A 25197-nucleotide genomic window follows, 5' to 3' on the forward strand; every position below is an offset into this window, starting at 1 on the left:
CTATCCTGCAAGACTTATTTTCGATTATGACGTTGTAAGCGTTCTTGACGATCATCAGCTTGACGCTCTGCTTTTGCTAAACGTTTTTCTAGTCGTCTACGTCTCCAACCTCTAGTGAAATACCATATTAGGAAACTTTCAATTAAGCTGATGATAGCCATAAATGCGGCATATCCTAATAATGGTTGATACGTAATTTTTTCAAAGTTTGGAATAAAGAATGCCAGTACGCCTAGGATAATAAATGTTGCAATTGCAGGCGCAACCCATTTACTTAAAGCTAGACCGCCGAACGCAGTGACCACAAGTACTGCAATTACTGAAATCCATAAATAATTCGGCATATCAAATATCGTCATTATGTTTCTCCTCTCATCAATATGAGCATAATCATTCTTTCTTCTTATTGTACATTAAAGTATATTAAATCAAAACTATATAGGAATGGCGTGAGATGCTTTCAAAGATTGCTTGCTGTATAATTTAGCTATAGTGAAATTAAAATTTGCAGGAGGAATGTTAAATGAGTCAAGGATTACCATTAAGAAAAGATATTCCCGAGCAGGAAAAATGGGATTTATCTGATTTATTCCAGTCAGATGAGGTATTTTATCAAACATTAGAAGAAGTATTTAAAAACACAGAAAACTTTAATCATCAATATGCTGGACAACTGAATACAGTGGAGAAGGTAAAAGCCGCTTTGCCCGAACTCAGTGAAATTTTAATCCAGGTTGATCGTCTCGGCAACTATGCTGAAATGCGTTATAGCGTAGATACAACAGATGAAGCGGGACAAAAACTCAGTGCGAAATTAAGCACCTCTTATGGAAAGATTGCTAGTAATCTGGCCTTTGTTGAATCAGAAATTTTGGCATTATCTGACTCACAATTGGATCAACTTATTGCTGAAACACCGTACCCGCATTATTTGAAAAAATTAAAGCAGCGTAAACCACATCAACTTTCTTACGAGGTCGAAAAAACATTAGCAGCACTTTCCCCTACTTTCAGCGCAGCTTATGATATGTATGGCATTACAAAAATGCTGGATATTCATTTCGAAGCCTTTGAAGTAGATAACCAACAATATCCTTTAGATTATGCGACTTTCGAAAATGAATACGAAGATAATCCGGATACTGAATTCCGTCGTAAAAGTTTCCGCTATTTCAGCGATGCATTGCGCCAATATCAAAATACTACAGCAGCGATTTATAATACGCATGTACAACAAGAGAAGATTGAAGCGGATTTAAGAGGCTATGATTCAGTCATTGATTATTTACTTGAAGAACAAGAAGTAACGAGAGAAATGTATGACCGTCAAATTGACGTGATTATGAGTGAGTTAGCGCCGATTATGCAACGTTATGCTACATTGCTTAAAGAAGTGCATGGATTGGAAAAAATGAAATTCGAAGATTTGAAAATTTCAATTGATCCATCCTATGAACCTGAAATTTCGGTTGAAGATTCTAAAGAATATATCTTTAATGCGTTGAAAATTTTAGGCGATGATTATTTGCAAATGGTCCAAGATGCCTATGAAGACCGTTGGATTGATTTCGCACAAAATAAAGGTAAAGAAACTGGTGCTTATTGTGCGAGTCCTTTCGCTTCTCACAGTTATGTCTTTATTTCATGGACTGGAAAAATGAATGAAACATTTGTATTAGCACATGAATTAGGACATGCGGGACATTTCAACTTAGCACAAAGTCATCAAAACTTCCTAGAGTCTGAAGCTTCCATGTACTTTGTAGAAGCACCTTCTACTATGAATGAGATGTTAATGTCGAATTATCTATTTGAAAGCAGTGATGATCCGAAATTCAAGCGCTGGGTAATCGGATCGATTATTTCACGTACTTATTACCATAATATGGTAACGCATTTGTTAGAAGCGACTTATCAACGTGAAGTGTATCGCTTGGTCGATCAAGGAGAATCCTTAACGGCGGCCAAATTGAATCACATTACGAGAAAGGTCTATCAAGATTTCTTCGGAGATGCAGTTGAGATTACTGAAGGCGCTGAACTTACATGGATGCGCCAACCGCATTACTATATGGGATTATACTCCTATACGTATTCAGCAGGCTTAACAATTGGTACGGTAATGTCCCAACGTATTAAAAATGAAGGACAGCCAGCAGTTGAAGATTGGTTGAATACTTTAAAAGCAGGTGGCAGTCAATCTCCAGTTGAATTAGCTGAAACTGCAGGTATTGATATCACAACAGATGCACCATTAAGAGAAACAATTTCTTATATCGGTTCGTTGGTTGATGAATTAGAAGTATTGACTAAAGAAATTGATAATGAAACAAAATAAGTAAGAGAACATAAAACAAGGAGCCAGTTGTCCTGGCTCCTTGTTTATTTATACGTATGATTCGTATGTTTCTCCTGTAATGTAGTAATAAATGTTTTCGGCAATATTAGCAATATGGTCACCCATTCTTTCTAACTGTCTTGCTGCTAAATGAGCTTGCCCTGCTACAAAAGGATCGTTATCAATAAGATAAGTTGTATTGACGATGTCTTTGTATAAATCATCAATATCTTTATCTCGTTCGATAATTTCTAAAATTAAAGTAACATCTTTATTTCTAAACGCTGTATCGAGATCCTTAAGCATGAGTAACGCTAAGTTCCCCATTGTTTTCAAGCGTGTCAAAATATAATGATCGGTAATTTTAACACGTTTACGTATTTTAGCAATGCTTGCGGCATTATCTCCAATACGTTCAAATTCAGAAGCAATTTTTAAAGCTGCAATCATCATTCTTAAATCAGTTGCAATCGGTTGTTGTTTGGTAATCAGCATAATTACTTTTTCGTTGATTTCATCTTCTAATTGGTTAATATCTAAATCACGTTTAATGACTTGACGCGCATAGTTGCGGTCTTCTTTGCTCAAAGATACTACAGCACATTCAATACTGTAGTAAACTTTGACGCCAAGAGCGCGCAGATCTCTGATTAGATCTTTTAACTGCTCTTCGTAATGTTGACGGATAACTGTCATTAACCGAAACGTCCTGAGATATAGTCTTCTGTTTGTTTGTCAGAAGGATTAGAGAAGAGCTTGTCAGTGTCGTCATATTCATTAACGTAACCATTTAAGAAGAATGCTGTTTTGTCTGATACACGTGCTGCCTGTTGCATGTTATGAGTTACCATGATGATTGAATATTGTTCTTTTAATTCTTGAACGAGTTCTTCAACTTTTAAAGTTGAAATCGGGTCAAGTGCAGATGTTGGTTCATCCATTAAGATAACATCTGGCTCGATAGCTAAACATCTAGCGATACAAACACGTTGTTGCTGACCACCAGATAAGCCATATGCGTTTTCGTTTAATCTGTCTTTTAATTCATCCCAAATTGCTGCACCGCGAAGGGATTTTTCTACGATTTGGTCTAATGTTTTCTTGTCTTTAATACCATGGATTTTTGGTCCATAAGTGATATTGTCATAAATCGATTTAGGGAATGGGTTAGGTTGTTGGAAGACCATTCCTACGTTTGTGCGTAGTTTTTCAACTGATTGTTTAGAGCTGAAAATATCATTGCCACGGTATAAAATTTTGCCTGCTGTTTTAACAGATGGTACAAGTTCTACCATTCTGTTTAAAGTTTTAATGTAAGTGGATTTACCGCAACCTGAAGGTCCGATGATTGCCGTTACATTATTTTCTAAAATATCTAGGTTGATATTTTTAAGTGCGTGATTTTCACCATACCACAAGTCTAAGTTTTGAGTAGAATAAACAACGTCTTTTTTAGCGTCCTCTTGTTTTCTTTCTTGCGGTGTTTTTTCTGTTTGACGTTCAACTTTAATCGGTTGATCGTTTGTTTCTTGTTCTTTTTTATTTTTAACTGTTTCCATTGTTAAAACTCCTTTTATGAAAAAGTAATCGTGAGTCTTACACTGACATGATTAATATTTTTTGCTGAATTTGTTTCTTAAGAAAATTGCTAAACCGTTCATTGCAAGTAAAAGAATTAATAATACGATAATACCTGCTGATGCAACGTGCTGGAATGCTTCTTGCGGCATTTTTGCCCAGTTATAAATTTGAATCGGCATTGCTTGGAATTGGTCGAAGATACTGCTTGGTAAGCGCAGTAGAATCGTTGGAATACCGATTAAGATTAATGGTGCAGTTTCACCTAATGCACGTGATAATGCAAGGATGAAACCAGTTAAGATACCAGGCAAAGCTGCTGGCAATACTATTTTATAAATCGTCTGCCATTTATTGCCGCCTAGTCCGTATGAAGCTTCACGCACTGATTTAGGTACAGCACGGATGGCTTCTTGGCTTGAGACGATAATAACCGGCAAGATCAGTAAGGACATGGTTAAAGCTGCTGCTAAAATTGATTGTCCAAGTGATAAGGCACCAATGCCCATACCACGAACGAAAATTGTAAGGCCTAATAAACCGAATACAACTGAAGGTACACCAGCTAAGTTTGAGATGCTGATTTTAATAAAGTTTGTAAACGCATTAGCTTTTGCATACTCTTCTAAGTAGATTGCTGTTCCGATACCTAAGATAATTGAGATAGGAATAATTGTAATCATTAACCATAACGTTCCGACTAACGCGCCTTTAATACCTGCCATTTGTGGCATAGAAGATGAGAAGTTAGTAAAGAACGATGGTTTTAAATAAGGAACCCCTTTGATTAAGGTATTGATTAATAAGGCTGCTAAAACTAATAAGCCTATCATTGTACAAGCAAAGAAAACCCATTTAAGCACTTTGTTTTTAGTAATTCTACTAGAAATATTTTTTTCAACTTTATTTTGATCCACAAGTGTTTTGTTTTCATTTGGATGAGTAGTTGCTGTAGTTGCCATCTTAATACTCCTCTCTGAAGCGTTTTGAAATCCATTGAGAAATTAAATTCATTACAAGTGTAAAGAGGAAGAGTGTGAATCCTACTGCATAAATACTGTAATAAATATCAGATCCGAATGTCGCATCACCAGTTGCTACTTGTACGATATAACCTGTCATCGTTTGAATAGAACCTGTAAAACTGAATGATGGATCCGGAGTACTACCTGCGGCTAATGATACAATCATTGTTTCACCGATTGCTCTTGAAATCGCTAAGACAATGGATGCGACAATACCAGAAACTGCTGCTGGTAATACAACTTTTAAGGATACTTCGAATTTTGTTGCTCCTAAACCTAGTGCGCCTTCACGGATTTTATTAGGCACAGAAGCCATTGCATCTTCACTTAAACTAGTGATTAATGGGATAATCATAACCCCAACTACCAAACCAGGACTGATAGAGTTAAAGCTTCCTAAGTCTGGGAAAACATGGCGCAACATCGGTGTTACGAAAGTCAATGCGAAGAAACCAAAGACAATTGTCGGAATACCAGCTAAGATTTCTAAGATTGGTTTAATAATACTGCGCATACGCTTTGAAGCATATTCGCTTAAGTAAATAGCTGCTCCTAAGCCAACAGGCACCGCAAAAATTGTTGCAATAAAGGTAACTTTTAATGTTCCTAAAATTAATGCCCAAATTCCATATTTCGGTGTTGATGAGAATGGATTCCAATCTTTAGTGAATAAGAATTCAGTGAGTGGAACGCGAGTGAAAAATGTAATTGTTTCAGTTAAGAGTGTGACCAAAATACCAATTGTTGTTAAGATAGAAATGATTGCGATAATTGCTAGAATAATCGGTACAATTTTATCGCTTAACCCTTTCTTTTTCTTTTGGTTATTTGCGATCATCTCTCTGATAGATCCTTGAGATTTCATAATTCCCTTCTTCCTTCCCTTGGAAAAATTAATAAGTTTATTTATTGAATAAATTGTGTGTGATTTCAATGAAATAAGTACACCCGAGACACAGCTCGGGTGGACAAGTACATTATGTGAGAGGTCTTAACCTCTAGTGTAAATCGATGTTCAACTTGAGTGATGCTGTGATTATTTAGTTAAGTCTTTTAACTTTTTAAGTTGGTCATCATAGTCTTTTTTAGGAAGTGCAACGTATCCAGCTTTTTCAGCTGATTTACCTTTATCTTCAAGTACGAACTTCATGAATGTGCCAAATGCTTTATTGTCTTTCAATTTCTTATCGTTAGTGTAGATGTATAATGGACGACTTAGAGCGTATGAAGAATCTTGGATTGTTTTCTTAGTTGGCTCAATTGCTTTACCGTCTTTACCTTTGATTTTAACTTCTTTCAATTTATCTTTATTTTGTTCGTAGAAGTTGTAACCGAAGTAACCGATACCTTCTTTATTGTTTTTCACTGATTGTACGATTACGTTAGTATCTGCGTTTTTCTCAGCTTTGATATCTTCTTTGTTCATTACTTCTTCTTCAAAGAAATCGTAAGTACCATGAGATTGGTCAGGTGAGAATGCTTTAATTTCTTTAGCTGGGTATTTAGGGTTTACATCTTTCCAAGTTTTAGCTTGTCCAGAGTAGATTTTTTTCAAATCATCGATTGTTAATTCTTTAACGAAATCGTTGTCTTTGTTAACTGCGATTGTTACACCGTCTTGAGCGATCTTGAAGTCGCTGAATTTAACATTTTTATCATCCAATTTCTTTTTCTCTTCAGGTTTGATTGGACGTGATGCGTTTGAGAAGTCTGTTTCACCAGAAATGAATTTTTCAAATCCGCCGCCAGTACCTGATGTTGCAGATGATACAGTAATGTTTGGATATTTTTTATTAAATTTCTCATTTAAAACTTCGACAATTGGTCCTACAGTTGAAGAACCGTCACCTTTCACTTCTCCTTTAGCGTCACTTTCCTTGCTGTCTCCGCCGCCGTTACCGCCGTTGCCACATGCACCTAATAATAATGAAGCACCAATTACTGTAGTTCCTAATACTTGCCACTTTTTCATTGTAAGAAATCCTCCTAAAAATAAACATTTGAGCGTTGTGAATTTTTGTTTGCTCAAGCTGTATGTAATTACTTTCAACTCATATATTACATGCGTATTGTTAATTCAAAATAGAGGAATTGTAAATTAATCGTGAATGGAACACCGCTTTAAATTTACAATCTTTACAAAGTTAATATAACGTCTGAAACCCTTGTAGCAGCAACGTTTTAATACTGCGTTAATATTAAGTTCATAATTGCTCAATGCGATTTTAAAAGATAATTTGCAGAAAAAAATTTGAAAAAGATTTTGTTTAGAGGATATTTCGAGGTTTTATCTAGGATAATACTTAATTTTAAGCTATTTTTTACAGTTATATTACAATTGAGAAAGGTTGGAGATTACTATAATCTTAATTAAAATCAAGTTGTTATCCCGGTAAAAAATAAGAGCGGAGACATTATTTGGCCCCAGCTCTTTATCAGTTATTCATTTTCAGAAGCAGCAAGTGCTTCTCCTTTTTTAGTTAAACGTATTTTTCCAGTTTCAATGTCAATGATTTTTCTTTTGTAGAGATGTCCGATAGCACGCTTGAATGCACCTTTACTCATATTGAAGACTTCTTTAATGGCTTCCGGACTGGATTTATCCCAAAATGGAAGTTCACCGTCATATTCTACAAGTAAATCAAACACGACTTGTCCATCTTCGTCTAAACGTTCATGTGCAAATGGTAAGAAAGAACCATTCAATTCCCCTTTTTCATTATGACCAATTACGCGAATTTCAACAAGTTCCCCTAATCTAGGTTCAGATTTTCGTTCACTTTCGTGTACAAAAATTTTATAGCCGTCTTTAGATAATAAGAAACTTCCTACTTTCAATACACGGTAAGGTCTTGCTTCTATCATCTTATTTTGCATTTCATCATTGTTTACTGGAGTATACATTTGGCTGACGATGGTTTCAGTAGCTAAACGCGCAAACATTTGCTTCTCACTATCGATACGTAAAGTAGCTAAGACATAATCACCATTTTGCGGCCAGAGTGATTTTATCTTCGGAAGATCTTCCCAAGGAATCAATACTTCTCTTGGCAATCCGGCATCAACTTTTGCGCCGTCTCTATCAGTTTTCAATACTTTCACGTAATCATACTTGCTTGTTGTAATATCAGGCATGTTTTGAGTCGCAAACAATTCGCCTGAACGGTTAGGATAAATGAAGAAACTATATTCCTCTCCCACTTCTAAATTATCATCTTCATTGACTTCTGATTGGTTTAGTTTTACTTTTTCACCGTTAGGACCTTCTAATTCATAAGTTGAACCATTTAATCCTAATACTTTCAAGAATTCAATTGATCCAATAATATCATTTTCTCTTAAAGCCATATTTACTCCTTTGTCTTTCAGTATTAGAAACATTATAACACGTTCGAGTATTGAATTTACAGTTTCATTCAAAACAACACCTTTTAATGAAGAAACACGTCAAAAAACTTATCCCGTCGAAAGAATCGCTTATCTATGGTATAATTCATGCGTTAGAAATATCAATTTATGGAGGAACTACATGTTACAAGTTACTGATGTGAGCTTGCGATTTGGCGATCGCAAATTATTTGAAGACGTAAATATCAAATTTACAGAAGGTAATTGCTATGGATTAATAGGTGCTAATGGCGCCGGCAAATCAACATTTTTAAAAATATTATCAGGCGAGTTAGATTCACAAACTGGTCATGTTTCTATGGGGAAAAATGAACGCTTAGCAATATTAAAACAAGATCATTTTGCTTATGAAGATGAGCGAGTGTTAGATGTAGTAATAAAAGGTCATGAACGTTTATTTGAAGTCATGAAAGAGAAAGACGAAATTTATATGAAGCCGGACTTCAGCGATGAAGATGGAATTCGTGCAGCAGAACTTGAAGGTGAGTTTGCTGAAATGAACGGTTGGAATGCTGAAGCGGATGCAGCTACCCTACTTTCTGGTTTAGGTATTCCTGCAGAATTACAAGATAAAAAAATGTCTGAACTTGAAAATAATCAAAAGGTGAAAGTGTTATTAGCACAAAGTTTATTCGGCGACCCTGACGTGCTATTACTTGATGAGCCTACGAATGGTTTAGATATTCCTGCCATCAATTGGTTAGAAGATTTCTTAATCAATTTTGAAAATACCGTTATTGTAGTTTCTCACGACCGTCACTTCTTAAATAACGTCTGCACGCATATTGCAGATTTAGACTTTGGTAAAATCCAAGTATACGTAGGAAATTATGATTTCTGGTATCAATCAAGTCAATTAGCTCAAAAAATGGCTCAAGAACAAAACAAGAAAAAAGAAGAAAAAATTAAAGAGTTGCAAGATTTCGTGGCACGCTTTTCTGCGAACGCTTCTAAATCCAAACAAGCAACAAGCCGTAAAAAACAATTAGAAAAAATTGAATTAGACGATATTCAACCTTCTTCACGCAGATATCCATTTGTTAAATTTACACCAGAACGTGAAATCGGTAATGATTTATTATTCGTAGAAAATCTTTCTAAAACAATCGATGGCGAAAAAGTATTAGATAATATTTCATTTACAATGGATCCAAATGATAAAGCGGTATTAGTCGGTGACAGTGAAATTGCTAAGACTACTTTATTAAAAATCTTAGCAGGTGAAATGGAACCAGATGAAGGCAGTGTCAAATGGGGCGTTACAACTTCACAAACCTACTTCCCTAAAGACAACTCAGAATACTTTGATGGTGTAGATATGACCTTGGTAGATTGGTTACGTCAATACGCACCTGAAGATGAACAAACTGAAACGTTCTTACGTGGTTTCTTAGGCCGTATGTTATTCAGCGGCGAAGAAGTTAAGAAAAAAGCCAGTGTCTTATCCGGGGGCGAAAAAGTACGTTGTATGTTAAGTAAGATGATGTTATCGAGTGCTAATGTTTTATTAATGGATGAACCAACAAACCATTTAGATTTAGAAAGCATTACAGCTGTGAACGATGGTTTGAAATCATTTAAAGGTTCAATTATCTTCACTTCACATGACTTTGAATTTATTAATACGATTGCTAACCGTGTAATTGATTTAAATCCTGAAGGTGCTGTTTCAAAAGAAATCAGTTATGAAGAATATCTCAAAGAAACAGGCGTGTTAAGTTAAATATATACTATTATATTACGGACTGGGGCATTAATCTGCCTCAGTCCGTAATTTCTGTATTGGCAGTAGCTATCTGAATAGAAAATACGCTTGTTCCAAGCTTTTTTCTATTCTAGTTAGCTTTGCCGGGGCAGAACGACGAAATAATTTTAACCAATGTTATTTCTGTTCTGCTCCCTATTCTAGTTAGCTTGGCCGGGATGAGACGACGAAATAATTTGGATCAATTTTATTTCTGTCTCGCTCCCCTTACCATTTTTGTATGTTTTAATTAAGCATTTTAGGTTATAATGTTTCTAGCAAGGTAATGATGAATGCAAATTGGATAACGCCCTACTTTTATAGAATTTACACTAATTGAGTAAATGGATTTCAGAATAGAGGTTTTTTTCAGTAAATTTTTAAAAATCTTATTTTTCTGGTTTACTTCTCAATTTGAACTATGTATAATGTGAGTCATACTAATTAAATAAATATTTTGATGAGGCGCATCAATCAAGAGTATTTGTCGTTCTAACTGTCTGCTTACAGTCGGCAAAGAAAGGGTGAGATGCCGAAGTGATTATAAAGGCAAGTTATAATCGCTGGACTTTCAGGTTAAGAGCTAACAGTCTGTCATTATTACCAAATAATGGAGTGCATCACTTGTATATAAATCTACGAGCAAGTTCGCATTCCGGACTTGCTTTTTTATATATGTGATTCTCCCCTATTATCGAGGAGGATATTAAAAGATGAAGAGAAGTGTTTTAAAGTTCGGTGGTTCGTCGGTCAGTGATTTTACGAAAATTAAAAATATTGCTGAAATGCTGAAGGATAGAATAGAAAATGGCGAACAATTAATTGTAGTTGTCAGTGCAATGGGGAAAACCACTGATCAACTAATGGAAAATGTTGCTGCTTTGACAGCTGAACCTAAACAGCAAGAACTTGCCCTTTTACTTACAACGGGCGAGCAGCAAACGGTCTCCTACCTGTCGATGATATTGAATGATATCGGGGTGAACGCGAAAGCAATGACAGGTTATCAAGCCGGCATTAAAACAGTAGGCCATCATTTGAAAAGCAGAATTGCTGAAATTAATCCAGAAACTTTCGACAAAGCCTTTGAAACCAATGATGTTTTAGTAGTAGCTGGTTTCCAAGGAATCAATGAGGAATTTGAACTGACGACATTAGGTCGCGGCGGTTCAGATACTACTGCAGTTGCACTTGCAGCAGCTAACCAGACACCTTGTGAAATCTATACAGATGTCGATGGCGTATATGCCACCGATCCTAGAGTATATAAAGATGCAAAGCGCTTAAGTATAGTCTCTTATGAAGAGATGATGGAAATGAGTGCACTAGGTGCAGGTGTATTGGAAACGCGCAGTGTCGAGTTAGCAAATAATTATAATATCCCGTTATATTTAGGCAGAACATTATCAAACGTGAAAGGAACATGGATTATGTCACAAACAGAAATTTTAGAGAAGAAAGCAGTAACAGGAGTAGCGTTAGATACACATATGATGCACGTAACTATCAGCTATCCCCTTTCAGATAATCAATTACTGACAGCATTATTTACTGAGTTAGAAGAAGGACAAGTCAATGTAGATATGATTTCTCAAATTGTTAACTTAGATGGCTTGCAGCTTTCTTTTTCAATTAAAGATACTGATCTCACTCAAATTAAAGGGATTTTGGAAAAATTATCAGAAAGTTACAAAGCTTTAGATTATAATTTAAATGATGAATACGTCAAAATTTCTTTAATCGGTTCTGGTATGAGAGATATGTCAGGCGTAGCTTCTAAAGCGTTTATCAGTCTTATTAACGCAGGTATTCCTTTTTATCAGACTACGACTTCAGAAATTAGCATCTCTTACGTGATTGATGCTAAAAATGGTGAACGTGCTGTCGAAGAGTTATATCAAGCGTTTGATATATAAAGTTATCCGTTACACAGCAACTTAGAACAACATGAGGAAGGATTTCTCTTTCGTCTTAAAAAATAAAATGGAGTGAAAAAACATGACAAAATTAGCAATTGTAGGTGCAACAGGTTTAGTAGGAAGAAAAATGCTGGAGACAGTGGATCGTAAAAATATTCCCTTTGATGAACTCGTCTTATTTTCATCACCCAAATCAGCGGGTACTGAAATTGAGTATCAAGGCAAAACTTATACTGTACAAGAATTAACAGATGAAGCAGCCAGCGAACATTTCGATTATGTCTTAATGAGTGCAGGCGGAGGTACAAGTGCACACTTCTCTCCTATTTTTGAAGAAGCAGGAGCAATTGTCATTGATAACTCTAGTCAATGGAGAATGCACGAGGACATTGACTTAGTTGTACCTGAAGTGAATGAACCGAAATTTACTCGCGGTATCATTGCTAATCCGAACTGTTCAACAATACAATCTGTAGTTCCATTAAAACCGTTGGAAGATCAATTCGGATTGAAACGTGTAGCCTATACAACATATCAAGCAGTTTCTGGTTCAGGAGTTGCAGGCCGCGAAGATTTATTAAATGGAGAAAAAGGAGAAGCACCTAAAGCTTATCCGCATCCAATTTATAATAACGTTCTTCCGCATATCGATGTCTTCTTAGAAAATGGTTATACAAAAGAAGAACAAAAAATGATTGATGAAACGCGTAAAATTTTAAATTTACCTGATTTAAAAGTAACAGCAACTTGTGTACGTGTTCCTGTACAAGATAGTCACAGTGTCGAAATGGACGTTACGCTTGATAAACCTGCTACTGTTAAAGAAATTCAAGATTTATTTGCAAATGATGACCGTGTGGTACTGGTAGATAATCCTGAAAATAATGAATATCCATTAGCCATCAATTCTACTGGTAAAGATGAAGTCTTTGTCGGACGTATCCGTAAAGATGATTCCTTAGAAAATACTTTCCATATTTGGGTAACTTCAGACAATCTATTAAAAGGCGCAGCATTGAATACCGTTCAAATTCTAGAACAAGTTTTATCATTGAAAGGAGTTTCTTAATTATGAGTCGTTTATTTGAAGGTGTAGGTGTCGCTTTAACTACCCCATTTACGAATAATGAAGTTGATTACGAAGCACTTAAAAGACATGTGGATTATTTAATAGATAACAATATTCAATCGATTATCGTTAACGGCACAACAGCAGAAAACCCTACTTTATCTGATGAAGAAAAAGATGAAGTGTTAAAAGCTGTAGTAAACCAAGTCGATGGTCGTATCACTGTAATTGCAGGTACAGGCACAAACGCGACTAAAAAATCATTAGAAGCATCATTACGTGCAAAAGAAATCGGTGCTGACGCGATTATGCTTATCACGCCTTATTATAATAAAACAAGTCAACGTGGCTTGATTGCACACTTTACAACGATTGCTGATGCTGTCGGTTTACCTGTAATACTCTATAATGTACCGTCTCGTACTAATATGACAATTGATGTAGAGACAATGGTCGAATTAGCTAAAAATCCATTTATCGTAGCTATTAAAGATGCAACCAACGACTTCGACTATCACAATAAATTGAAAGAACGTTTGGATTTATCAGAGTTCTCTCTATACAGCGGTAATGATGATAATGTAGTACGTTACTTTGCTGAAGGTGGCAACGGTGTCATTTCTGTTGTAGCTAACGCTATTCCAGGAGACTTCCAAGCGTTATATGAAAAAGCCAAACGCGGCGAGTCGATTGATAAAGACTTTGAGCCGATCAGCAGATTATTGAATGCTTTATCAGTAGATGTTAACCCTATTCCTATTAAAGCTTTAACTGCAGTTGAAGGGTTCGGCAACTATGAAGTACGCTTGCCTCTCGTAACTTTAGAAGAAGCGGATCGCAAACAATTAGAAGAAGCATACGCTAAATATAAAGCAGGTGAACTATAATGAAGATTTTGTTAATCGGATATGGTGCTATGAACCAAAGAGTAGCACGTCTTGCTGAAGAAGAAGGTCACGAGATTACCGGTATTATTGTCCCTGATAAAGATAACGACTATCCCTACCCTTCTTTCGATCGCATTGCAGATGCGAAAGAAGCGGATGTCGCAATTGATTTCTCTAACCCGGAATTATTATTGCCCTTGCTTGATGAGGACTTTGATTTGCCTCTTGTAGTTGCTACTACTGGGGAAAAAGAAAAAATTACCGCAAAGTTAGAAGAACTCAGTCAGCGTATGCCTGTATTCTTCAGTGCCAATATGAGCTATGGCATTCACGTGTTAACTAAATTATTAGAAGTTGCAGTTCCCTTACTCGAAGGTTATGACATTGAACTTATTGAAGCACATCATAATAAAAAAGTAGATGCGCCAAGTGGTACGCTTGTTAAATTATACGATGTCATTAAAGACTTAAAAGAAAATGTTAACCCTGTATATGACCGTCATGAGAAAAATGAAAAACGCCAACCTGATGATATTGGTATCAGCGCAATTCGCGGCGGTACTATTGTAGGTGAACATGATGTGTTATTTGCAGGCGTGGATGAAACGATTGAATTGACACATCGCGCACAGTCAAAAGATATTTTTGCCAATGGCGCTTTAAAAGCAGCAGAGCGATTGGTTAAAAAGCCTAATGGGTATTATAACTTTGATAATATCAATAATTAAAACAGAGGAGATGAAAGTTAAATGGTTAAAGACTTTTCAGCAGAGGAAATTATTCAATATATCAGTGATGCAAAGAAATCAACACCACTTAAAGTATATGTGAATGGTGTATTAGGACAAATTAGCTTCCCTGAGAATTTTAAAGTGTTCGGAAGCGAAAATTCCAAAGTGATTTTCTGTGAAGCTTCAGATTGGGATACTTTCTATAATGAAAATAAAAATTATATCGAAGAAGTAGAAATCGAAATGGATCGCCGTAATTCTGCTATTCCATTAAAAGATTTACGTAATACGAATGCTCGAATCGAACCAGGTGCTTTCATCAGAGAGCATGCTGTTATTGAAGACGGGGCAGTAGTGATGATGGGCGCTACTATCAATATCGGTGCAGTTATCGGCGAAGGAACAATGATTGATATGAACGCTACATTAGGTGGCCGCGCAACTACAGGTAAAAATGTACATGTAGGAGCAGGCGCAGTATTAGCTGGTGTAATTGAACCGCCAAGCGCTTCACCTGTTGTTATTGAAGATAATGTTTTGATTGGTGCAAACGCTGTTATTCTTGAAGGTGTAAGAGTCGGCGAAGGTGCGATTGTTGCAGCAGGCGCAATCGTTACGCAAGACGTACCTGCGGGTGCAGTTGTAGCTGGTACTCCGGCAAAAGTCATCAAACAAACTTCAGAAGTAGAAGATTCAAAACGTGAAATTGTTTCAGCATTACGTAAGTTGAACGATTAATAATCGAGCAGCAATCAATTTAGAATGAATTTGAAAGGCGTATCGTGTGCGTTGATTAGAGCAGCACATACGCCTTTTATACATATCTCAGTATAAAAAGGAAGGATATTATGACACAAAGTGAATTAGAATTTGTAACACAACATCGACGCCATTTACATCAACATCCTGAATTAAGCTTTCAAGAGCATGAAACTACTCAACATATTATTGAGCTTTTAGAAGAATTAGAGATTCCTTATGAACGTCCTCTTGAGACAGGCGTTATTGCATATTTAGCCGGCAATGGCTCTCATACAGTTGCTTTCAGAGCTGATATCGATGCATTACCTATTCAAGAACAAAATGATATTGAATTTAAGAGCAGCAAACCTAATGTAATGCATGCTTGCGGTCATGACGGCCATACTACTGCCCTATTATTATTTGTTAAACGCTGCAAAGCTTTAGCGGATCTTGGCAAACTGCCTCAAAACGTGGTCTTTATTTTTCAACCAGCCGAAGAAACAGGCGGCGGTGCTAATCATCTGATTAAAACAGGCGCATTTGAAGATTATTCTATTGAAGCAGTATTCGGAATTCATGTCATGCCTTTTAATGATGAAGGTACTGTTACGCTTTTAAATGAAGAAATTACAGCAAGTGCCACTGAATATCGTTTCTTTTTAGAAGGACAATCAAGTCACGTGGCTAACAAAGAGCAAGGACATTCATGCGGTGAAGGTCTGCAACATATTTTAAATCAAGTAAGTACAATCCAGCAGTATCATTTAAATGGGTTGCAACGTAATATCGTGCATATAGGACGTTTTGAAGCGGGAGAAGCGATTAACACAGTGCCAAGCCATGGATATTTAGAAGGCACAATTCGTACCTATGATACTGAGGATTTACAAGTTGTCAAAGACCAAATGACTAAGATTGCACAGAGCGTCCAGTTATTATTTGGAGTGAATTGCGAAGTGAAGTTTGAAGAAGGTTACCCCCCTACTTATAATGATCCGAATCTTCATGACGAAGTGGTCAATGCTTTGCATCAAGCAGATTTTAAAGTTGTAGAATTAGATAAACCTTATTTGTTTGGCGAAGACTTCAGTTTCTACAGTCAACTCGCTCCAAGTTATTTTGTCTTTGTGGGAATCCGCAATGAAGAGAAAGATTGGGTGCATGGCCTGCACACGCCAAAGCTTAATTTTGATGAAAGCCAACTTATACGTGTCGCGGATTATTATGAAAATTTATTGTTCCAGTATGGTCAGGAGGATGAATCATGACAGCAATTTGGTCAGTAGATAAAAAGAAATTTATAGAAAATGCTCAGCAAGTTAAGGCTCAACAAAATTTGATGGCAGTAGTTAAAAATAATGCATACAATTACGGATTGGATTTTTCTGTTGAAGCTTTTCAAGAAGCTGGAATTGATACCTTCAGTACGACTTCATTGAAAGAAGCGGTACGTATTAGAGAAATAGCGCCTGAAGCTACCATCTTTTTAATGAATGCAGTATATGACTTTGAAACTGTACGCAATAATGAAATTCATATGACACTACCCTCTCTCAATTACTATTATCAATACAAAGAGGATTTAGCAGGGATACATGTACATTTAGAATTCGAAAATCTTCTGCATCGTTCTGGGCTGCGTAACCTTGAAGAAATTAAAGAAGTTCTGCAAGATTATTCAAACAATAGTAGCCACAAGAAAATGATTATTTCAGGATTGTGGACGCACTTTGGCTATGCTGATGAATTTGATGTTCCTGAATATGAAATTGAAAAAGAAGCCTGGTTGAATATTGTAAATACTTTATTAGAAGATGGATACGAATTTGAGATGATTCATGCTCAAAATAGTGCAGCCTTTTATCGTGAAGGCCAAGAATTACTGCCCCATCATACACATGGACGTGTCGGTATTGCGCTCTATGGTTCTCGTCCTTACAGTAGTTTGTCTGAAAGTCAAATTCATCAATCTTTAACCGTAAAAGGTAATGTCATCCAAGTGAGAGACGTTAATAAAGGTGAATACTGCGGATATAGTTTTGCTTATGAAGTAGAAAGTGATCACTCGAAGCTTGCAGTAGTAGATATCGGATATGGAGATGGCGTATTACGTGCAAGAGCGCAACACGAAGCGATTATTAACGGAAAGCGTTATCCGATTAAAGCTTTAATGATGAGTCATATGTTTGTGGCTGTGGATGATTCTGTTACTGCAGAAGATGAAGTCATACTATATAATGAAGATATGCGTATCGATGAATATACGTTTAAAGGGGTCGGCGCGAATTCAGAGCAACTAAGTGCGCTAAACCATGATTCTTTAATAAAGGAGATCAGATAAAATGGTTGTAGAGTATAAAAATGGCGAATTGACTATGGGCGGTACAAGTTTAAAAATGATTGCGCAAAGTTTTGGTACGCCTACTATTGTTTATGATGAAGATCAAATCCGTAATCAAATGCGTCGCTATAAAGAAGCATTCGATAAAAGCGGTATTAATTATAATATTTCTTACGCATCTAAAGCCTTTACTTGTATCCAAATGGTGAAATTGGTACAAGAAGAAGGATTAGACTTAGATGTTGTTTCCGAGGGAGAACTTTATACAGCTTTAGAAGCTGGCTATGACGCCTCTCATATTCATTTTCATGGCAATAATAAAACAAAACATGAAATTCAATATGCTTTAGAAAATAAAATCGGCTATTTTGTAATTGATTCATTAGAAGAAATCGAATTAATCGATAAATATGCTTCAGAAACTGTGGACGTAGTATTACGTGTTAATCCTGGCGTGGAAGCACATACACATGAATTTATCCAAACAGGTCAAGAAGACAGTAAATTTGGTCTTTCAATTAAACACGGTCTTGCAGACAAAGCAATTCACAAAATCAATTCAAGCAAACGTCTGCATTTGAAAGGTATCCATTTCCATATCGGCTCACAAATTGAAGGCACAGATGCCATGATTAAAACTGCTGAAATTGTGATTAAATGGTTAAAAGAATTGAACTTGGAAGTAGAATTATTAAATATCGGCGGAGGTTTTGGTATTCACTATGTTGAAGGTGATGTCAGCTTCCCTATTGAAACAGGAATTAAAGAAATTACAGACGCGTTGAAAGATATTTCTAAAAATAATGACTACCCTCTTCCTACTATCGGTATTGAACCGGGACGTTCAATTGTGGGAGAAGCGGGTGTAACTCTTTATGAAGTGGGAACGATTAAAGAGATACCTGGCATTAATAAATACGTTTCTATTGATGGCGGTATGAGCGATCACATTCGCACAGCTTTATACGGCGCTCAATACGAAGCATTATTAGTCAATCGCGAAGAACCTGCCAATGAGACAGTAACTATCTCTGGTAAATTATGCGAATCTGGCGATATTATTGCTCGTGATGTTAGGTTACCTGAATCTGTACATCGCGGTGATTATCTTGCTATTTTATCAACAGGTGCTTATCATTACTCAATGGCTTCAAACTATAATCAAATGCAGAAACCATCTGTTTTCTTTATTCAAAATGGTAAAGCGCGCGAAGTCATTAAAAGACAATCATTACGTCAATTAATTATTAATGATACAAAATAAACATACAAAGATTAGCTATGAAGAAATCTGTAACGATGGATTTCTTTGTAGCTATTTTTTTATAGTTAGTTCGGAAACCCAGGACTTGAACATTATTTTATGGTCAGTCCCTTTTCTGCGTGGAGTTAAATTGAGTGTGCCGGATCAAAGTGTCGAGGCACGCTATCCTCGCCCACACCCTTTACACGCCCTCCCGTAAATTAAATATGAAAAAAACACTTTACTTAACGTAAAGTGTTTTAAATGAAAATCAATAAAAGTAATCTATTAATTATAGTTTAACAACGTTTGCAGCTTGAGGACCGCGGTCGCCTTCAACTACTTCAAATTCTACTGCTTGACCTTCTTCTAATGATTTGTAACCTTCTTGGTTAATTGCTGAGAAGTGTACGAATACGTCGTTTTCTCCTTCAACTTCGATAAAACCGAATCCTTTTTCAGCGTTGAACCATTTAACTGTACCTTGTTTCATAATTTGTGAAACCTCCAAGACTAAAATTCAATATGCGTTATTCGCATATTACAAAAAATACTTAAAAATCTATGATTCTGGTTATCGCTAGGATCATTCAGAAATATCTTTGTTAAAAATCACTTCTCAACTGTATTATGTATAAAGCTACAGGTGGATTAATAACTGCCATTGACTCAACAAATTATAAATCGTACGATACCACCCTTGCTGAAAATGCAAAAGCAATGCTATCAGTATGTTTCTATATATGTTTGAGCTAAATATTCTTTGCAATATGGAATAAGACTATTGCTTAAAACCAATTATAGTCTATTCGCCTTACCAATGCAATACAAATAGTAAAAAATAATTAGTCAATAATTGGAAGGTCGTAATAAACTTCTTCATTATATAAAACGATAAAGCTATAAAATATTTGCATATCTTCATCACAATCTACACAAAATTTCATATCGCAATTATTATAAAAAGCGTAAATATTATACTTTCCTTTTACGAAATTATCATACTTTAATTTGGACCAGCAAATTAATTGTTTATATTTTTCAATCATCTCATCATATGAAGTGAATTGATATTGTTCAGTAATTAATTCTTTCCAATCATCAAACAACCACCAACCCTCATAATCAGCTCTGATTTTATTAACAGTCCACATGACAATTACCCCTTCCAGTCAAAAAACTTTTCTATTTAATTTTAACTTTCAAGAGAATATTTTCAAGCAATGTGAACTGAAGACAGAAACAATCAAAGTGTAGCAAATATTAGGATTTTGCCTTGAAAATTCGTATAATATAACAAAGAGGTGATCTTATGCAACGCAGAAAAATTGAAGTGTTCGGACAAGTTCAAGGTGTAGGATTCAGATATTTTACGGAACGTCTGGCACAAAAATATAATATTACAGGTACAGTACAAAACGTCGAACAACATGTAGAAATTTATGCACAAGGTGAAGAGAATGAGTTAAAACAATTTACACAAGCTGTCATAGATGGTGCTTCCCCTGCTTCAAATGTAACTGATTATAATATAGAACAACAAGATACAGATCCATCTTTAACGAGATTCAGAACTATTTAAAAAGGAAGATGTAAATTGAGATATTATATTTCTCGAATTTATGGAACGCTCATTGGAGTTCCGGCTGCAATCGTCGCTTGGGTCACAAGTTTATATGCATTCGATATTGCGTTTATATATGATTTCGGTATTGGTATAGCAACATTCTTCGTGCTATATGTACCGACTCAATTATTAACATCTAAACAATATTTAAAAGAAATCGGTTTGACGCGCAGAGACTTTCGATTTGTGCGTCATCAATTAAGCAATGCACAAGTAAAGATTCGTAAATTATTGAGAGCCTTTGTGAATGTTCGTTCAATCAAAGACTTTAAACAAGTGAATGAAATACATCGCTTAGCGCGTACTATATACTTTACAGTGAAGCAGCAACCTCAAAAGTTCTTTATTGTAGATAGCTTTTTTTATTCTCATTTAGATAATGCATTGAATTTAATTGAAAGTTATACGAGATTGTCTAGAATGCCTGGGAAAACAAAAGAAGAAAAACAAAAATTAGAACAAACACGCATTACGCTAGATGAAGTAAAGCGTACGTTAGTTGCAGATTTAAAAAGATTGAATGAAGACGACTATAACCGTCTAGATGTAGAAATGGAAATGAATAGAATAGAACAGAAACGTAAATAATGGTGAAGGGAGAATCAAGGATGCCGAATGAAAATGAAATGCCTACTCAACCTCAGTTAGAAAGTGACATCAGTACAGATAAGACATTGATGGAAGCGGACAAAGAATTTACGCCAGAGCAGCGTAAACAGATTCACGACTTAGCAAATCAAATTGAACCTATGAATTACGATTCTTTAATGAAATTTGGAGCTAATGCGCAATCGAGTATGTCTCAATTTTCTCATAAGATGTTGAGTGAAGTTAAATCTAAAGATACCGGCCCTATCGGCGATACTTTAAATCAATTAATGCTTAAATTAAAAGAAGTACAGCCGGATGATTTTAAAGAAGGTAAAGATTCATTTATCAAACGTATTTTTAAACGTGCTAAGGCTTCAGCTAATGAGCTTTTTTCAAGAATGCAATCTGTGGGTTCACAGGTAGACCGTATTTCAGTTGAATTGACGAACCATAAAAATTCACTGAATCGAGATATTCAACTCTTGAACACGCTATATGATCAAAATAAAGATTACTTTGACCAATTAAATTTATATATTGCTGCTGCGCAAGAAAAGAAACAAACTATCTTAGAAAAAGAATTACCAGAAAAACGTCAGAAAGCTTATGAATCAGGGAATCAAATGGATATTCAAGAAGTAGCTGATTTAGAGCAATTTGCTGACAGACTAGATAAAAGGATTTATGACTTGCAATTATCTCGTCAAATTTCCTTACAAACTGCTCCGCAAATACGTATGATTCAAAACGTTAATCAAACTTTAGCTGAAAAAATTCAAAGTTCCATTCTTACGAGTATTCCTTTATGGAAAAATCAAATGGCTATAGCACTGACTTTGATGAGACAAAGACAAGCAATGTCAGCGCAACGTGCTGTAACTGATACTACTAATGACTTGTTGACTGCTAACTCAGAGTTATTAAAACAAAATGCTGTAGATACGGCAGTAGAAAATGAGCGCGGTATTGTAGATATTGAAACGTTGAAATCTACACATGAAAATATTATTGAGACCGTTGAACAAACTTTACAAATTCAGGCTGAGGGTCGTGAAAAACGACAACAAGCAGAACAAGAATTACAACATTTAGAATCAGATATGAAAGAACGCTTGCTAACTATGAAAGATAATAAAATTCAATAACTTAAAATACGATTATCCGATATCATGCTAAGGATAATCGTATTTTTTGACTATTTAATATAGTGGCAGAATATATTCATTAGCTAATGATTTAAGGTGTACAGTTTGCATCTTTCTGCTGTGGGTATGTATAACAGGAAGCGATACAAAGGAGAACGATATCATGACCCAACATTTTCATAAAGGAATTCTATTTTACCACGAGGCAGCTGGTCAAGGTAATTTATATAAATCATTAGGACAAGTGACAGAACATCTCACTCAAATGTGTGATGAACTTACACTCAAATTAAGTAAAGAAGAAGGAGACATTAAAAAGTTTTGTGATGAATTGGCGCATAGTCAAGATGGCGTTGAGTACGATGTTTTCTTTTTATTAGGTGGAGATGGAACTGTCAATGAACTTATAAACGGCGTCGCAGGCAACAATTTAGAAGTGCCTATCGGAATTATTCCAGGAGGTACATTTAATGATTTCACTAAATCGTTGAATCTTTCTCCAAGACCCTCAGCAGCTGCTCAAGAATTATTAGACGCTAAAATCAAAGCCTTTGATGTGTTAAAAGTAAACGACACTTATGCTTTAAACTTTGCAGGTATCGGTATGATGGTTCAAAACTCCGAGAATGTAGATTCCAATAAAAAGAAATTTTTAGGTAAGTTCAGTTACATCTTTACAACGTTAAAAGTAATTGCGAATCCAGACATTTATCATTATTCTATTGAAGCGGATGGTAAAGAATATACCGGAGAGACTTCGATGATTTTAATTGCTAACGGCAATTTCGTAGGAGGCAGCAGAATTCCATTAGAGGATCTCTCCCCTTGCGATGGTGAGATGAATATTTTTGTCTTTAAAAATCATAATATGAGCTTGATTAAAGATTTCTTCCAAGTTAAAGACAGCTTGAGTTGGAATGATATTACTGAAAACATTCGATTAATTACGACAAATAGAATGAAATTAGAAACACGTCCTACTACTAAATTAGATATTGACGGTGAAATAACGTTCGATACGCCGGCAGACATACAACTTTTAAAAAATAAAGTGAAGTTATTATATGTAGATATGGATGTATAGAAATAAATTAAAAAGCTGTGAAGGAATCTTTAACAATTAGATTCTTTCACAGCTTTTTTTATAGCTAGTAGAGTTGAAAAAAAATAATACTCCACTCTCTAAACTTTAGTTAATCTTTTTCATAAACAATAGGTTTTTGGTTTTTGAAACCTATGCTGATTAAGTAACCGATAATAACTGCTACCACAGCGATTGGGAACCATTCTAAACTACTTTCTACTAATGGTAAGTGTTTCCAAGCATCAAAGTGAATCCATTGGTTAGCTACGGCTACACTGATGATAGAAACAATAGTTACGACGCAGATTGTAAATTGTTGTACAATCGGTTTCATTGGTACGAAACGCGCCATTAAAATCAATAGTACTGTTGTAATACCGATTGGATATAAGATACTCAATACAGGCACTGATAATGTTATGACTTGGTTTAATCCCATATTTGCTAGTATTAAACTAATCAATGTGAATGCAACTACGTACACTTTATATGGAATTTTAGGAATAATACTATGGAAATATTGACTTACAGCTACTACAAGTCCGCAAGCTGTTGTTAAACATGCAAGTGCTACAATAATTCCTAATAAATATTTACCAAATTCACCATATCCTGTGCTGGCAATTGTTGTTAACAGATAAGTACCGACGTTTTGGTCCGCATCTGTTAATTCTTTTAATTTTGCTGCTGAGACGACCATGTGATTACCGATATATCCAAGAGAAATATAGATAAACATCAAGCCTGCTGCCGCGATAACACCTGCCATCGCTGTTTGTTTAAATATTTTATCGGCATTTGTAATTCCAGTCGCTTTCACTGCATTTACTACAATCATAGAGAATGCAATTGCTGCTATAGCATCCATTGTAAGATAGCCGCTTGTGAATCCTTGGCTGAAACCAGCAAGATTAGAAGTATAAGCTTCTGCACTTGAACTTGATGGGTTGCCGCCGAAGTCAACAAATCCTTTAATAATCATTGCTACAATAGTAATTAATAATAAAGGTGTTAATAAAGATCCGATTCGGTCGACCATTTTACCAGGACTTAAGCATAAGTATAATACGATTGCAAAATAAATCACTGAGAAAATAAATAGACCAAGTGGACCATGACTGTGTGTAATCGGCGTAACTGTCATTTCATATGAAGTTGATGCAGTACGCGGAATCGCAAATAACGGTCCGATTGTTAAGTAGATTGCGATTAAGAAAATAACTGAAAATACTGGTGATACTTTATTGAAAGACCCGATATAACCTTCTTTGTCCAAAGCCCCTACTACTACGCCTAATAAAGGTAAGCCAATACCTGTTAAGACAAAAGCAAGAATGGCTGGCCAGAAATAATGCCCGCTATCAAGCCCTAAATTTGGCGGAAAAATAAGGTTTCCGGCACCAAAGAAGATAGCGAATAAGGTAAACCCGATGATCCATGTGTTTTTATTCATTTTTGATGTGCTCCTTCTATTACAATAAATCTTAAATATTGTTTAATTTTAGCATACAGGTAATCAGAAAGCTATATAAAATTTCTGAAAATTTAAAAAGTAATAGTTGATACATTTCAACCCTGTAAAATGAGTGAAAGAATGACCATTACTATATGCTAATTTAACTATTAAGAAATTTAAAACACAGATAATGAAATGATTACAGACTTATTCTGAAATCATACATATCTGCGTTTAGAATTATATTACGATATATTATTATATCAT

General features: G+C 35.5%; 24 protein-coding genes and 1 riboswitch. Of the genes, 14 read left to right on the forward strand and 10 right to left on the reverse strand.

The window, feature by feature from the left end:
* Positions 1–14 precede the first annotated feature (14 nt).
* On the reverse strand, positions 15–359 hold the full coding sequence (locus CNQ82_RS06970) for a hypothetical protein (RefSeq protein ID WP_123144672.1): 345 nt from the start codon (positions 357–359) through the stop codon (positions 15–17).
* A gap of 164 nt (positions 360–523) precedes the next feature.
* Here CNQ82_RS06970 and pepF point away from each other — a divergent pair, with 164 nt between their 5' ends.
* Positions 524–2338, forward strand: a complete 1815-nt coding sequence (gene pepF / locus CNQ82_RS06975; protein WP_123144673.1) for an oligoendopeptidase F — start codon at positions 524–526, stop codon at positions 2336–2338.
* A gap of 48 nt (positions 2339–2386) precedes the next feature.
* Here pepF and phoU read toward each other — a convergent pair whose 3' ends face one another.
* From phoU to CNQ82_RS07005, 6 genes are all read right to left on the reverse strand, one after another.
* The gene (gene phoU, locus CNQ82_RS06980) at positions 2387–3034 is read right to left on the reverse strand and encodes a phosphate signaling complex protein PhoU (protein WP_095105377.1); all 648 of its coding nucleotides are present in this window, start codon (positions 3032–3034) and stop codon (positions 2387–2389) included.
* Positions 3034–3897 (reverse strand): phosphate ABC transporter ATP-binding protein PstB, encoded by an 864-nt coding sequence (gene pstB, locus CNQ82_RS06985; protein ID WP_123144674.1) that lies wholly within the window; start codon positions 3895–3897, stop codon positions 3034–3036. Before pstB ends, phoU begins: the two co-directional genes overlap by 1 nt.
* Positions 3898–3948: 51 nt before the next feature.
* Positions 3949–4878, reverse strand: a complete 930-nt coding sequence (gene pstA / locus CNQ82_RS06990) for a phosphate ABC transporter permease PstA (RefSeq protein ID WP_123144675.1) — start codon at positions 4876–4878, stop codon at positions 3949–3951.
* A gap of 1 nt (position 4879) precedes the next feature.
* Positions 4880–5806: a phosphate ABC transporter permease subunit PstC gene (gene pstC / locus CNQ82_RS06995; protein ID WP_123144676.1), complete on the reverse strand. Its 927-nt coding sequence runs from the start codon at positions 5804–5806 to the stop codon at positions 4880–4882.
* A gap of 171 nt (positions 5807–5977) precedes the next feature.
* A complete protein-coding gene (locus tag CNQ82_RS07000) occupies positions 5978–6913 on the reverse strand; it encodes a PstS family phosphate ABC transporter substrate-binding protein (protein WP_123144677.1) in 936 nt (311 codons plus the stop codon).
* A 467-nt stretch (positions 6914–7380) separates the two neighbouring features.
* Entirely contained in the window at positions 7381–8289 is a 909-nt protein-coding gene (locus CNQ82_RS07005) for a CvfB family protein (protein ID WP_123144678.1), read from the reverse strand.
* Between the two features lie 181 nt (positions 8290–8470).
* Between CNQ82_RS07005 and CNQ82_RS07010 the strand changes: the two genes are divergently transcribed.
* The 9 genes from CNQ82_RS07010 (at position 8471) to lysA (ending at position 19048) form a co-directional block, all read left to right on the forward strand.
* Positions 8471–10072: an ABC-F family ATP-binding cassette domain-containing protein gene (locus CNQ82_RS07010; RefSeq protein ID WP_123144679.1), complete on the forward strand. Its 1602-nt coding sequence runs from the start codon at positions 8471–8473 to the stop codon at positions 10070–10072.
* A gap of 473 nt (positions 10073–10545) precedes the next feature.
* A riboswitch (Lysine riboswitch) is annotated at positions 10546–10722 on the forward strand.
* An 84-nt stretch (positions 10723–10806) separates the two neighbouring features.
* Positions 10807–12009 (forward strand): aspartate kinase, encoded by a 1203-nt coding sequence (locus CNQ82_RS07015; protein WP_123144680.1) that lies wholly within the window; start codon positions 10807–10809, stop codon positions 12007–12009.
* An 82-nt stretch (positions 12010–12091) separates the two neighbouring features.
* Complete coding sequence (locus CNQ82_RS07020) at positions 12092–13081, forward strand: aspartate-semialdehyde dehydrogenase (RefSeq protein ID WP_123144681.1); 990 nt, start codon at positions 12092–12094, stop codon at positions 13079–13081.
* Between the two features lie 2 nt (positions 13082–13083).
* On the forward strand, positions 13084–13968 hold the full coding sequence (gene dapA, locus CNQ82_RS07025; RefSeq protein ID WP_123144682.1) for a 4-hydroxy-tetrahydrodipicolinate synthase: 885 nt from the start codon (positions 13084–13086) through the stop codon (positions 13966–13968).
* Positions 13968–14696 (forward strand): 4-hydroxy-tetrahydrodipicolinate reductase, encoded by a 729-nt coding sequence (dapB, locus tag CNQ82_RS07030; protein WP_123144683.1) that lies wholly within the window; start codon positions 13968–13970, stop codon positions 14694–14696. The genes dapA and dapB overlap by 1 nt, the downstream gene beginning before the upstream one ends.
* A 21-nt stretch (positions 14697–14717) precedes the next feature.
* Positions 14718–15437, forward strand: a complete 720-nt coding sequence (dapD, locus tag CNQ82_RS07035) for a 2,3,4,5-tetrahydropyridine-2,6-dicarboxylate N-acetyltransferase (RefSeq protein ID WP_123144684.1) — start codon at positions 14718–14720, stop codon at positions 15435–15437.
* Between the two features lie 110 nt (positions 15438–15547).
* The gene (locus CNQ82_RS07040; protein WP_123144685.1) at positions 15548–16711 is read left to right on the forward strand and encodes a M20 metallopeptidase family protein; all 1164 of its coding nucleotides are present in this window, start codon (positions 15548–15550) and stop codon (positions 16709–16711) included.
* On the forward strand, positions 16708–17784 hold the full coding sequence (locus tag CNQ82_RS07045; protein WP_123144686.1) for an alanine racemase: 1077 nt from the start codon (positions 16708–16710) through the stop codon (positions 17782–17784). The genes CNQ82_RS07040 and CNQ82_RS07045 overlap by 4 nt, the downstream gene beginning before the upstream one ends.
* Before the next feature lies 1 nt (position 17785).
* Complete coding sequence (lysA, locus tag CNQ82_RS07050; protein ID WP_123144687.1) at positions 17786–19048, forward strand: diaminopimelate decarboxylase; 1263 nt, start codon at positions 17786–17788, stop codon at positions 19046–19048.
* Between the two features lie 271 nt (positions 19049–19319).
* On the opposite strand, the gene cspA is transcribed toward lysA, so the two are convergent.
* Both cspA and msaA read right to left on the reverse strand, forming a co-directional pair.
* The gene (gene cspA / locus CNQ82_RS07055; RefSeq protein WP_015900294.1) at positions 19320–19520 is read right to left on the reverse strand and encodes a cold shock protein CspA; all 201 of its coding nucleotides are present in this window, start codon (positions 19518–19520) and stop codon (positions 19320–19322) included.
* A gap of 352 nt (positions 19521–19872) precedes the next feature.
* Positions 19873–20181: a regulatory protein MsaA gene (msaA, locus tag CNQ82_RS07060; protein WP_123144688.1), complete on the reverse strand. Its 309-nt coding sequence runs from the start codon at positions 20179–20181 to the stop codon at positions 19873–19875.
* 158 nt (positions 20182–20339) lie between these two features.
* Between msaA and CNQ82_RS07065 the strand changes: the two genes are divergently transcribed.
* From CNQ82_RS07065 to CNQ82_RS07080, 4 genes are all read left to right on the forward strand, one after another.
* On the forward strand, positions 20340–20609 hold the full coding sequence (locus CNQ82_RS07065) for an acylphosphatase (RefSeq protein ID WP_123144689.1): 270 nt from the start codon (positions 20340–20342) through the stop codon (positions 20607–20609).
* Positions 20610–20624: 15 nt separating this feature from the next.
* Entirely contained in the window at positions 20625–21242 is a 618-nt protein-coding gene (locus CNQ82_RS07070; RefSeq protein WP_123144690.1) for a 5-bromo-4-chloroindolyl phosphate hydrolysis family protein, read from the forward strand.
* A 20-nt stretch (positions 21243–21262) separates the two neighbouring features.
* Positions 21263–22390: a toxic anion resistance protein gene (locus CNQ82_RS07075; RefSeq protein WP_123144691.1), complete on the forward strand. Its 1128-nt coding sequence runs from the start codon at positions 21263–21265 to the stop codon at positions 22388–22390.
* A 163-nt stretch (positions 22391–22553) separates the two neighbouring features.
* The gene (locus CNQ82_RS07080) at positions 22554–23474 is read left to right on the forward strand and encodes a diacylglycerol/lipid kinase family protein (RefSeq protein ID WP_123144692.1); all 921 of its coding nucleotides are present in this window, start codon (positions 22554–22556) and stop codon (positions 23472–23474) included.
* A gap of 109 nt (positions 23475–23583) precedes the next feature.
* Here CNQ82_RS07080 and brnQ3 read toward each other — a convergent pair whose 3' ends face one another.
* Positions 23584–24927, reverse strand: coding sequence for a branched-chain amino acid-like transporter carrier protein BrnQ3 (gene brnQ3 / locus CNQ82_RS07085; RefSeq protein ID WP_123144693.1), 1344 nt, complete (start codon positions 24925–24927; stop codon positions 23584–23586).
* Positions 24928–25197 lie beyond the last annotated feature (270 nt).

This window comes from Staphylococcus debuckii, assembly GCF_003718735.1.
GTDB classification, from domain to species: Bacteria; Bacillota; Bacilli; order Staphylococcales; family Staphylococcaceae; genus Staphylococcus; species Staphylococcus debuckii.

Bases quoted from the DNA above. Each gene is read 5' to 3' on its own strand.
- CNQ82_RS07020 (WP_123144681.1), top strand. From the start codon at position 12,092: ATGACAAAATTAGCAATTGTAGGTGCAACAGGTTTAGTAGGAAGAAAA.
- phoU (WP_095105377.1), bottom strand. From the start codon at position 3,034: ATGACAGTTATCCGTCAACATTACGAAGAGCAGTTAAAAGATCTAATC.
- brnQ3 (WP_123144693.1), bottom strand. From the start codon at position 24,927: ATGAATAAAAACACATGGATCATCGGGTTTACCTTATTCGCTATCTTC.
- dapD (WP_123144684.1), top strand. From the start codon at position 14,718: ATGGTTAAAGACTTTTCAGCAGAGGAAATTATTCAATATATCAGTGAT.
- CNQ82_RS07005 (WP_123144678.1), bottom strand. From the start codon at position 8,289: ATGGCTTTAAGAGAAAATGATATTATTGGATCAATTGAATTCTTGAAA.
- pstA (WP_123144675.1), bottom strand. From the start codon at position 4,878: ATGGCAACTACAGCAACTACTCATCCAAATGAAAACAAAACACTTGTG.
- msaA (WP_123144688.1), bottom strand. From the start codon at position 20,181: ATGTGGACTGTTAATAAAATCAGAGCTGATTATGAGGGTTGGTGGTTG.
- CNQ82_RS07075 (WP_123144691.1), top strand. From the start codon at position 21,263: ATGCCGAATGAAAATGAAATGCCTACTCAACCTCAGTTAGAAAGTGAC.
- CNQ82_RS07000 (WP_123144677.1), bottom strand. From the start codon at position 6,913: ATGAAAAAGTGGCAAGTATTAGGAACTACAGTAATTGGTGCTTCATTA.
- CNQ82_RS07080 (WP_123144692.1), top strand. From the start codon at position 22,554: ATGACCCAACATTTTCATAAAGGAATTCTATTTTACCACGAGGCAGCT.
- dapA (WP_123144682.1), top strand. From the start codon at position 13,084: ATGAGTCGTTTATTTGAAGGTGTAGGTGTCGCTTTAACTACCCCATTT.
- CNQ82_RS07010 (WP_123144679.1), top strand. From the start codon at position 8,471: ATGTTACAAGTTACTGATGTGAGCTTGCGATTTGGCGATCGCAAATTA.
- pstC (WP_123144676.1), bottom strand. From the start codon at position 5,806: ATGAAATCTCAAGGATCTATCAGAGAGATGATCGCAAATAACCAAAAG.
- CNQ82_RS07065 (WP_123144689.1), top strand. From the start codon at position 20,340: ATGCAACGCAGAAAAATTGAAGTGTTCGGACAAGTTCAAGGTGTAGGA.
- CNQ82_RS07040 (WP_123144685.1), top strand. From the start codon at position 15,548: ATGACACAAAGTGAATTAGAATTTGTAACACAACATCGACGCCATTTA.
- CNQ82_RS07015 (WP_123144680.1), top strand. From the start codon at position 10,807: ATGAAGAGAAGTGTTTTAAAGTTCGGTGGTTCGTCGGTCAGTGATTTT.
- CNQ82_RS07045 (WP_123144686.1), top strand. From the start codon at position 16,708: ATGACAGCAATTTGGTCAGTAGATAAAAAGAAATTTATAGAAAATGCT.
- lysA (WP_123144687.1), top strand. From the start codon at position 17,786: ATGGTTGTAGAGTATAAAAATGGCGAATTGACTATGGGCGGTACAAGT.
- CNQ82_RS06970 (WP_123144672.1), bottom strand. From the start codon at position 359: ATGACGATATTTGATATGCCGAATTATTTATGGATTTCAGTAATTGCA.
- pstB (WP_123144674.1), bottom strand. From the start codon at position 3,897: ATGGAAACAGTTAAAAATAAAAAAGAACAAGAAACAAACGATCAACCG.
- cspA (WP_015900294.1), bottom strand. From the start codon at position 19,520: ATGAAACAAGGTACAGTTAAATGGTTCAACGCTGAAAAAGGATTCGGT.
- pepF (WP_123144673.1), top strand. From the start codon at position 524: ATGAGTCAAGGATTACCATTAAGAAAAGATATTCCCGAGCAGGAAAAA.
- dapB (WP_123144683.1), top strand. From the start codon at position 13,968: ATGAAGATTTTGTTAATCGGATATGGTGCTATGAACCAAAGAGTAGCA.